This window comes from Legionella sp. PC997 (assembly GCF_014109825.1).
In the GTDB taxonomy this organism is placed as follows: Bacteria; Pseudomonadota; Gammaproteobacteria; order Legionellales; family Legionellaceae; genus Legionella.
This window is the reverse complement of the sequence record NZ_CP059576.1, coordinates 3067080-3078050: the sequence shown is the minus strand read 5'-3', so window position 1 is coordinate 3078050 and position 10971 is coordinate 3067080. Positions and strand designations below refer to the sequence as shown.

Here is a 10971-nt window from a genome sequence, read left to right as displayed (position 1 = left end):
AAAATGCACCCGGTTGTAGCTCAAGTTACGGACCGAATCCGTGAACGGAGTATACGTAGCAGAGATTTGTATTTAAAGCATATAGAACAATTACGTATTAAAGGCCCTCATCGCAGTGTGCTCCATTGCGGTAATTTAGCCCATGGTTTTGCTGCGTGTGCGAAACAGGATAAAGCCAAGCTGAGGGGGATGACTAACGCAAATATTGCTATTGTTTCGTCTTATAATGACATGCTTTCAGCGCATCAACCTTATCTGAATTATCCCTCGTTAATCAAAAAAGCTATTTCTGCTGCGGGTGGCGTAGCACAATTTGCCACAGGCGTTCCTGCAATGTGTGATGGAATTACCCAAGGACAAAGTGGCATGGAATTAAGCTTATTAAGCCGAGATGTAATTGCCATGTCAACAGCCATAGGTTTGTCTCATAATATGTTTGATGGCGGCCTTATGCTCGGTATTTGCGATAAAATTGTTCCGGGATTGCTGATGGCAGCTTTGAGCTTTGGTCATTTACCTTTCATTTTTATACCCGCAGGCCCTATGCCTTCAGGCATATCAAACCAAGAGAAAGCGCGTATTCGTCAATTGTATGCTGAAGGGAAAGTAGATAAAAATGCATTGCTTGAGGCAGAAGCGGCTTCATATCATTCTGCAGGCACCTGCACTTTTTATGGCACTGCTAACTCCAACCAACTGATTATTGAAACCATGGGATTGCAGCTTCCCGGTTCATCATTTATCAATCCGGGTACGCCTTTACGTGATGCACTAACCTGGGCTGCGGCAGAACAAATTCTTTCCTTAACGGATTTAACTAATCATTATATGCCCATAGGCAAATTGATGGATGTAAAAAATATTGTCAATGGCATTGTGGCATTATTGGCTTCTGGCGGTTCAACGAATCATACGATGCATTTAATTGCAATAGCGGCTACAGCAGGGTATTCGATTAATTGGGATGACTTTGCTCAATTGTCTGCCGTAACTCCTTTAATAGCCAAGATTTACCCGAATGGATATGCAGACATCAATCACTTCCAACGAGCGGGTGGTATGGCCTATTTTATCCATACCTTACTGGATGCAAAATTGCTCCATGAGGATGTTCATACAGTGATGGGTTTAGGTTTGCAGCAATATACCCAACAACCTTTATTAGATAATGAGCAATTGTTATGGGCTCCTGGCCCTTCTAGTTCAAATGATGAGAGTGTATTAACTTCTGCTAAAACTCCTTTTAAATCTCAAGGTGGCTTGCAAGTATTAAGTGGAAATATTGGACGGGCGGTAATTAAAACTTCAGGGCTTGCTGCTGGGAAAAGTAAAATTGAAGCGCCCGCAGTGGTATGTTCCAGTCAGGAGGAGTTTGCACAGATGTTCCAAAAAGGCGATTTAAATAAAGATTGCGTGGTAGTACTGCGCTTTCAGGGACCTAAAGCCTGTGGAATGCCCGAATTACATCAATTAACACCCAAACTGGGTGTGCTCATGGATAAAGGTTTTCAAGTTGCTTTAGTTACTGATGGCCGGATGTCTGGGGCTTCAGGTAAAGTTCCTGCTGCGATTCATGTCACACCGGAGGCATTAGATAATGAAGTACTTTGTCGAATTGAAACTGGAGATATGATTTTAATTGATGCCGAACAAGGGGTACTGCAATTATTAGTTACAGATTATGAGCTGGAATTAAGAACGAAAGCAGTTTTAACTGAAATGGGCTCTTATCTTGGCATGGGTAGAGAACTATTTAGCAGTTTAAGATCCCAATTCACCGGAGCTGAGCAGGGAGCATGTAGTTTGTTTCAGGGAAAAGAGACGTGTTATGAGTGATGGTTTAAAAGATTATGCAATCGTTGCAGATATCGGTGGAACTTTTGCACGCTTCAGTCGTGTCAATTTAAATAATCTGCTTATGGATAAAATTGAAATTTACTCATGCGCTGCATATCCTAGTTTTGAATCCCTGTTTTCAGCCTATAAATCACAACATGGTTTGGATGAAATAAAGCAAGCTGCCCTCGCGATTGCTTGTCCGGTGCTTGGGGATGTGATTTGTATGACCAACGCACATTGGCGTTTTTCTATTAATGAAGTCAAGCAAAAATTAGGGCTAACAGTGCTTAAGGTTTTGAATGACTTCAATGCCATTGCAATGAGTTTACCTGTTTTAACCACCCAACAAATTCTCCAAATAGGAAGAGGGACTGCAGAACAAAATGGAACCAGGGCGATCTTGGGGGCTGGAACCGGACTTGGGGTGGCATTTCTGGTGTCAACTCAGGAAGGATATTCTGCTCATGCAGGAGAGGGAGGGCACATTAGTTGGGGTGCAAAAACAGAGCAAGAATGGTTTATTTATCGTTATCTCAGACGAAAATATGAGCATGTATCCTATGAGCGCTTATTATCAGGGCAGGGTTTAGAAAATTTATACCAAGCACTGGCTAGTTTGCATCAAAGGGAAATAGGTCTAGTTTCCGCATCAGAAATAATTGCGTTGGCTTTAGCACAACAATGTACCATTGCTGAAGCGACCGTAGCGCAATTCTTCGAAATTTTAGGTTCTTTTGCTGGTGACTTAGCATTAATTTTTGCTGCCTTTGGGGGTGTTTACATTGCGGGTGGTATCGTACCACGATTAATTACCTTGTTGCATGGCAGTGATTTTCGATCTTGTTTTGAAGAAAAAGGGCGTTTTAGCGATTTCAATGCGAAAATCCCGACCTATGTGATTACTGCCGAGCAACCCGGGATATTGGGGGCTGCAGTTTATTTAAAACAATCGTGGCTTAGATGAAAATTAGAATATCGGATAAGTCTTATTTCTAGAATTACACTTACTTCATTTAGGCTGCAATCGACTACAAGGAGAGCTTCATGTCGTTTCCAAATTGGCTGGTGCGGCCGGAAATTATTTTTTCCACATCACCTGTTATCCCGGTTGTTGTAATTAAAGAAATAGAGGACGCTCTGCCTTTAGCTACAGCGTTATTTGCAGGGGGTATCCATATAATTGAAGTCGCACTTAGAACGCCAGTTGCCTTAGAGGCCGTTGAATTACTCCTAAAAACTTTCCCCGAAGCTTTAATTGGAGTTGGAACTGTAACTACTCCCGAACAACTAAAACACGTTGCAGATATGGGTGCAAAATTTGCCCTAAGCCCTGGAAAAACCCAAGCCCTTTTAACTGCGGGATGTTCTTCCAATATCCCATTGATACCTGGTGTGTCGAGTGTATCGGAATTAATGGAAGGATTATTTTTGGGCTATACCCATTTTAAATTTTTTCCTGCAACTGCTGCGGGGGGGGCCAATATGTTACAGGCGATGCATGGTCCTTTCCCGCAGGCTAAATTTTGTCCAACAGGAGGGATTAATGAGAAGAATTTTTCTGATTATCTGGCACTGCCAAATGTTTCCTGTGTTGGAGGTTCCTGGATAGTTCCCGAAGAAGCGATTAAAAAAGGTGATTGGGCATTAATAACTGATTTATCTCTTTCGGCGCGTCACAGTGTACGAGGATGGGAGTAGATAAAGAATATCCCGATAAATTGGGAATAAGGTATTTACCCCCAATTTGGGATTATCGATCAAGGAGTTAAATATGACATGGGTTGTTGCAATTATCGGTTCGGTCGCGGGTTTTTTGTTTGGCTATGATGAAGGAATCATTGCAGGTTCTATAGAATTGGTTAAAAATCATTTTGGCTTAACGGCTACTCATGTTGGGGTGATGGCCTCAGCATTGCCCTTTGGTGCTTTGTTCGGATCCATGTTAATTGGTGCGATTACGGCATCAAAAGGGGTGAAGCGTTTTGGTCGTCGCACCTTACTGTCTTTTTCCGGAGTCTTGTTTTTTTTAGGAGCTTTAGGAGCTGGATTTGCGGATTCAATTACTATACTTATTATTTCACGATTAGTTCTTGGCTTAGCAATTGGTATGGCTTCAGTAATGGCCCCCTTGTATTTGGCAGAAACAGCAACTTATGAAACAAGAGGAGCAGTCGTTGCTATTTACCAATTGGCAATGACAGTAGGAATCGTCTGCTCTTATTCAGTCAATTATTTATTTCTTGAAAACAATGATTGGCGTGCCATGTTTGCTTCAAGTGCTTTTCCTGCCCTGGTCTTATGCATTGGAATTTTACTCATGCCAGAGTCTCCTAGGTGGTTATGCAGTGTGGGACGTCGTGAGGCAGCATCCAAGGCTTTAAAAAAATTACGTAAAAGTCATTCAATCGAGCATGAGCTGTTGGATATCGAAAGGACTTTGGCTAATGAACCTAAAAAGGGAAGTTGGCTATTGTTGTTTAAAAGCCCCTTATTACCAGTTTTGATGCTAGGCACCATGCTATTTTGTCTACAACAGTTGAGCGGAATTAATGTAGTTATCTATTTTGCACCTGAAATTTTCAAAAATTTAGGAATGAATAGTGTCGCGGGACAAATCTTGGCAACCATTGGTATTGGTCTTGTTAATTTACTGGTGACAGTAATAGCTATGCTTAGTGTTGATAAAATAGGTCGGCGTAAACTCCTGCTATTTGGTTTCTCCGGCATGTGTTTCAGCCTCTTGTTTTTATGTATGTTTTCAGTATATCAAATCCCTTGGTTACCTTACTTATCAGTTCTTTGTCTAATTCTTTATATTTTCTCTTTTGCGGTGAGTGTGGGGCCAATACCCCATATTGCGATGGCTGAAATATTTCCTTTACACGTTCGTGGCGTGGGAATGGGTTTCTCCGCTATGAGTAACTGGACTTTTAATACCATTGTCATTTTTAGCTTCCCTCTTTTAGAAAAAATGTTGGGTATAGAATACACTTTTGCTGTGTATGCGGTGATTTGTCTTCTAGGTCTTATTTATACCTATTTTTATATGCCTGAAACAAAAAACATTAGCTTGGAGCAAATTGAGAATTATATTATGTCAGGCAAGCCACTACGTTTGTTAGGACGCGAAGAGGCATTTCCGATTGAAGATTCAGACAAAGAAGAACCCTCTTATTACGCTTCTACCTAAAAGGAAATAAAAAACTAGCCATAGGGCTTTGAAAAGACCGTTGGCTAGTGAAAAGTTTCTTGAAATTATTTTAACTTATTAGTTAGTTTATCTCTTAAATCAATGGCACGTAAAACAGCAACATAACTCCAAGTTAGAGATGGCGCACCTTGTTGGACTCCGGTAGTTAAATTAATTTGCTCACTTAATTTCATGTCTTTGCCATAATTTTTTATAAGTTTCAGATAATTATCACCCACTTGAATGTGTTTTATGATTGCAGGTTGATTGATTTTGGTTAAAGGTAAATTATCAGCAAGCGTATAGTAATATTCAGCCATAGTTGCTGTTAAAATAAACCAGGGGTTACCCATGCTATTGGTTTGATATCCATCGTAGGTATCTCCAGGATAACGTCCAAATAAAATTTCTCCTGAATGGTTGTTATTAATTGGGAAGATCGAATTAAATTGTTTGTATAACGCTTCAACTGTATTTTGGACATATAAACTATTTGGCGCTAAATCACCCTCTGTTTGTGGATTAAATAAAATACCCAAAATTATAGATGAATCAAGCTCTAAAGCCTTTTGTGGACCTGGATGGGGGAAAAGTGTTGCTTGAATTGTTTTATGTACTGGATCCAAATGCGCAGTGAGACGCTGACCTATTAGTTTTGCTTGTTGGTCATAATAAAGAGCTGCTTCCTTGTCATTGAGCCGACGAGCAAGAGCAGCCCCTTCATGAAGTGCTTTTTGCTGAGTCATGGCAGTAAAGAAATGATCTCCAAATACTTCTTCCCACAGATCATAATTTTTATCAGACCAGTGATGAGCGGTATACTCCAAATCCATTTTAATGACGCCCATTGAATTTGGATCCAAACTACTATTATAAAGATTCGCCAGTACATATTCTGATTCATTATCATCTAACAATTGTTGCGCAAAACGAATTAGAACCGATGCTCTTAAAGCTGGACCATCATTTTGTGGCCTGCCCCAAGAACCATCAAACGGTGAACCATTAATATAAAATTTAGGTTCTCCCAATATATCTTGCCCCGGTAATGGATCATATTGATGCTGAAGTTTTTGAGTCCAAGAAATATAGTTAAATAAACGTTCTTTGTATCCAATGGCATGAGAGGATTCGTACCAGGTTTCAATCAAGCTCATGGCGATCGCTGAGTCACGAACCCAATCGTAATAATAATCTGGATTTTGTTTTGAGGGAGCGGCTACTATTGCTCCATTAGATTGGATATTGGCATAAAAATGTTGTCTTAGTTTTTGGATATCCTCCGAACTAAATACAGAGCTTATTGCTTGAGAAACAAAAAATATCATTAAAAAACAGATCCTTTTCAACATAATCTCCTATAAAAGTCGAACGATTTTATAGTACCTTAAAATAACTGTGCGGAGTATAAGTTTATTTTGGGAGATAAAAGATCTAGGTGTAGCGCTTCGATTATTTTTTCGGATTCTTTACCAACTTAGCTGGTTTTATATTAATTCTTCCATGTTCTAGAGATTCTTATATTAGTTGTACGATAAAGTAGTTTTTAAACAAAAGGATGGATTAAATTAATTTGTACAACTTAATAGGATGATCCCGATGTTTTAACATAACATCACCCACTAATTCAGCCTTAATATTAGATACTTTGTTGTAGGCCTCTTCAGATATGAGTAGGTTTGTATTGTACGTTTTATTGGACTGTTCAATATGGGCTGCTGAATTAACCACATCTCCCATAACCGTATATTCAAGACGACTTTTTGAACCAATAGTACCTGTTATCGCATTGCCATAGTGCACTCCTATTCCTAATTTAAAATCAGGAATATTGCCCTTTTTTATTTCCTCTTCAGTACGTGCAATAATCTGTAAAGCCGCATTCACTGCATGTTCTACATCATTTCCACTGGAAACGGGGGCGCCAAATATTGCCATAAAACCGTCACCTAAAAATTTATTTATAATTCCCTTATTCTCATGAATGATTTCAACCATATATTTAAATAGTTTATTAAGATGCTGAACAACGATAGATGGGTCAGCATCTTCGGCAAAACGAGTAAAATTTCTTATATCCAAAAACATAATACAAACAGGTATATATTCACTTGCATTCGAATTCTTTGATAGTAATTTGGATACAACCTCAGGAGAAACGTGCATACCAAAAATATGTTCGATTTTATTACGTTCTTGTTGAGCTTCAAAAGCGCTATTAAATTGTTTTTTCATTTGAGTCGTCACAAATCCTGCAACTATGCCTCCAATTAACAATAATGCTCCACGAGCAGCATAGGAAAACCATCCTGTTAAATAGTAAACGATCCCTGAGATATCTGTATAATGTAAAAAATAATAGGATAGGCTCAAATATTGAAGTGCTGCGATTAATCCTGCAAAAAAACACAACCATACATTTAATGTCAGTGAAGTCAGAAAAATAAAAATGAAATAAATTAAAACAGGTGGCATTACAAGAACATAAGCTGATTTTTGAAAGTTGGCTATGATAATAAGAGCCAATGTTGGAATACTCATTTCGATAAAAGCGAAAAAATACCGTAGAAGAGTAGGGATATTTTTTTTATAGCGCATATATTGACAAATAACTTGATGCATCAAAAGAAAATACACCCCTATGACCGCTAAATAACCTGGAAAAATTATAACCGATGTTTTACCGTAATATTGATAATATTGTTCAGGCGCGTAAGAAATAAACAGGATCCACATAAGAGATAAACTTAAAAAAAAGGAGGCTAAGATTGTCGTTCTTAACCTTTCTGTTTTTAATATCTCCAACTCCAAAGGCGTCTGAGTCATTTGCATAAGTCCATACTCTCTTTTTTTTAATTTTAGACTAAATATTGAACAAAAATCATATTGAGAGTGTCCAAATGCTCTAGGATCGGGGTCTATTTCCTTATTGTTTTTCAGGTTTTTTTATAATTTGTGAGATCATGAAGTAGACGGAAGGAAGCACAAATAGAGTAAATAATGTACCAACACATAAGCCTCCAATAAGTACTGTACCTATTGCATGCCTGGCTTCAGCTCCAGCATCATGTGAAAGTACCAACGGTATCGCACCAAAAACCATAGCGCCAGTAGTCATGAGAATAGGGCGCAGCCTTAATGAGCACGATTTCTTTATCGCATCCGCTAATGAAAATCCTTCTTTTTGCAATTGATTCGCAAATTCTACAATCAAAATACCATGTTTACTGATTAGTCCAACTAAGGTGACTAAACCGACTTGGGTAAAAATATTGAGAGATTGACCAAATAAGTAAGCGAACAATAAGGCCCCAAAACAAGCTAAAGGTACGGTGAGTAAAATGATGAGTGGGTAAATAAAATTTTCAAATTGGGCTGCGAGAATGGCATAAATAAAGAGTATCGCTAAAGCAAATAACAAAACCATCGTATGCGACGATTCATTATAGGCTTTGGCGGCACCACCCCAACTTAATTTATACTGGTTGGGGAGGTTTTCTTTAGCGAGCTCCAAGAGCTCATTCATTCCTTTTTTAAAGGATTGTTTTTCAGGTAATTGGGCATATAAAGTTGTCGAGCGCATTTGGTTGACATGTTCTAATGCGGTGGGCTGGGCACGTCTTTTCATTTGAGCCACTGAACCTAATGAAATGCGCTTTCCGGAGGGCGCTGTAAGATAAAGTTCATCTAGGGTCCAGGGTTTGGATGATCCCTGCAAGGTTAGATTGTAAGAGACCCCATCTTTTTGAAATGTTAAGGACTTATCACTGCTGAAAAAAACTTCAACGGTTTTAGCTAATTGTGCGGGAGTCAATCCTAATTGGGCTAAGGTGTTTTTATCTATATTTATTGAGTATCCCATCGAATCGAGACGCAAATCATAACGAGTAGAAGCAAATGTTTTGCTTTGATCCAGTATCTTTTTCAAGCGTTCTGTTGTTTCAAATAATTGGCGGAAATCCTCGGTGGTTGAAATAACGAGTTCCAGTTCAGAGTTATTACGTGCATCTTCTACTCCAGGTAATCCTGAGTCCCAGCTCCAAATCGAAGCATCGACTGAGGGTAGTCGCTCAGTTTTAGGTTTTAATGAATGAACAATCTGCTCGGCTGAACGAGTTCTTTGTTGATGAGATTTTAAAGGCATAACAATACTACTACCCCAAGTTCCTAAAAAGGTTAATGTATTTTTTGCTTCGGGCACTTTACCTACAAATTTTTGCACGAGTTTGGTATTGGCTTCTAGGGTGTCCAAGTTATCTCCGGATGACGGTGGAGTGTAAATACCTATCAAGCCACGATCTTCTTTCGGGGCCGTTTCACCAGGCATTATTTTGTAAAAGAGCAGGCTCAAACTCAATGAAAGGAATAGGATAAAAAGGGTAGTTTTTTTCCGATGGATGATAATATTAAGTAATTTATAGTAATACTGAGCAAGGCTATTTAGGAACCTATCAATCCCTGGCCATAGGTGTTTTGTATTTTTATGCAAGAATGTAGCGCACATCAAAGGTGAAAGGGTCAATGCTACCATTCCTGAGATGAATACACTTCCTGCTAGGGCGACTGCAAATTCAATGAACAATTGACCGATCATGCCGTCAATTAAAGCGATAGGGGCATAAACGCTCGTTAAAGTTAATGTCATCGCGACAATGGCAAAACCTATTTGTTTGGAGCCTTTAAGTGCGGCTTCCATAGGAGATAAATTGTCTTCAATATGACGCCATATATTCTCAAGAACAATAATGGCATCATCTACTACTAAACCAACAGCCAATACCATCGCAAGAAGCGTCATTTGATTTATACTAAAGCCTGCAATTTTCAAAAACAATAAAGAACCCAAAAGAGAAATCGGAATTGCAATTAAAGGAATAAGTGTAGCGCGTATAGTTCGCAGAAAAATGAAAATGATCACTAAGACTAAGCAAATTGATTCAATGATAGAAGATTGAATGTTTTTAAGGGAAGCCTTAATAAATTCCGATTGATCAATTATGATTTTAGTCTTGATGTCATCAGGTAAACTTTTTTTTAAGATGTTGAGTTCTTTACGGACACTTTGAGATACCTCAATTGGATTTGCATCACTCGCGCGATTAATTGCAAGTACTAATCCTGAATGCCCGTTGACTTTAACTCGAAATTGGCTGGTGTCGGTAGTTAATTGAATTTTTGCTAATGACTTGAGAAAAACTGGATGATGATTTTGAGTTTTGATTACTAGATTTTCATAATCTTCCGGAGTTTTCAATTCAAAATCAAGTGTAGTAGGAATCTTGTCTTGATAACTACCTGCTGGTAGCGATAAATGGTTATTAGCAATCGCATTGGCTACCTCATCAACATTGATGCCGAATGTATATAATTTTTTCTGATCTAATTGAATACTATAAGTGTAAGGTTGCCCCCATACATCAACTGAAGCAACTCCTTTAAGGCTACGGAGCGTATTTTTTAGATTCAAATTGGCATAATGGGTGAGCTCTCCAAAATTTAACGAAGAAGACTCCAGGGCAATTCCTATAAAAGGCAAGCCATCCGCCTGGCGCTGACGTTCAATAACAGGTGATTTTACTGATGATGGAAGTTGTGCCAACCGCGCGGCTTCATGAGCGGCATTCAACGCTTTGTCCATGGAGGTCCCTGGACGAAATCTTAAAGTAATATATGAGTTTCCTGGGTTAGAACGTGACGTCATTAGTTCTAATCCTTCTACCCCAGCAAGCTGATCCTCGAGGGCATTAGTTACAACTGATTCGACTAATTCAGGGCTAGCATTGGGATAAGTGGTATTTATTGTAATAACCGGGAAACTGATATTGGGATATTCTCTCAAAGGTAACGAATTAAAACACAGTATTCCCAGAAGCAGAACCATGGAATTAAGTATAATTGCAATCACGGGATGCTTTAAGAAATAGCTTGTAAATTTCATAAGA

The 10971-nt window shown here is 38.8% G+C and carries 7 protein-coding genes; 4 read left to right on the top strand and 3 right to left on the bottom strand.

The features are described from left to right. Window positions 1–3 precede the first annotated feature (3 nt). The 4 genes from edd (at window position 4) to HBNCFIEN_RS13360 (ending at window position 5029) form a co-directional block, all read left to right on the top strand. Window positions 4–1836, top strand: coding sequence for a phosphogluconate dehydratase (gene edd, locus HBNCFIEN_RS13375; RefSeq protein ID WP_182391567.1), 1833 nt, complete (start codon window positions 4–6; stop codon window positions 1834–1836). Continuing rightward, window positions 1829–2803, top strand: coding sequence for a glucokinase (gene glk / locus HBNCFIEN_RS13370; RefSeq protein ID WP_182391566.1), 975 nt, complete (start codon window positions 1829–1831; stop codon window positions 2801–2803). Before edd ends, glk begins: the two co-directional genes overlap by 8 nt. Before the next feature lie 80 nt (window positions 2804–2883). Continuing rightward, entirely contained in the window at window positions 2884–3537 is a 654-nt protein-coding gene (locus HBNCFIEN_RS13365) for a bifunctional 4-hydroxy-2-oxoglutarate aldolase/2-dehydro-3-deoxy-phosphogluconate aldolase (protein WP_182391565.1), read from the top strand. A gap of 73 nt (window positions 3538–3610) precedes the next feature. Further along, window positions 3611–5029: a sugar porter family MFS transporter gene (locus tag HBNCFIEN_RS13360; protein WP_182391564.1), complete on the top strand. Its 1419-nt coding sequence runs from the start codon at window positions 3611–3613 to the stop codon at window positions 5027–5029. A gap of 65 nt (window positions 5030–5094) precedes the next feature. Here HBNCFIEN_RS13360 and HBNCFIEN_RS13355 read toward each other — a convergent pair whose 3' ends face one another. The 3 genes from HBNCFIEN_RS13355 to HBNCFIEN_RS13345 all read right to left on the bottom strand — a co-directional run bounded on the left by HBNCFIEN_RS13355 (window position 5095) and on the right by HBNCFIEN_RS13345 (window position 10967). After that, a complete protein-coding gene (locus HBNCFIEN_RS13355; protein ID WP_182391563.1) occupies window positions 5095–6357 on the bottom strand; it encodes a glycoside hydrolase family 15 protein in 1263 nt (420 codons plus the stop codon). A gap of 235 nt (window positions 6358–6592) precedes the next feature. Continuing rightward, window positions 6593–7855, bottom strand: a complete 1263-nt coding sequence (locus tag HBNCFIEN_RS13350; protein ID WP_182391562.1) for an adenylate/guanylate cyclase domain-containing protein — start codon at window positions 7853–7855, stop codon at window positions 6593–6595. 100 nt (window positions 7856–7955) lie between these two features. Further along, window positions 7956–10967, bottom strand: a complete 3012-nt coding sequence (locus HBNCFIEN_RS13345; RefSeq protein WP_182391561.1) for an efflux RND transporter permease subunit — start codon at window positions 10965–10967, stop codon at window positions 7956–7958. Window positions 10968–10971: the final 4 nt, after the last annotated feature.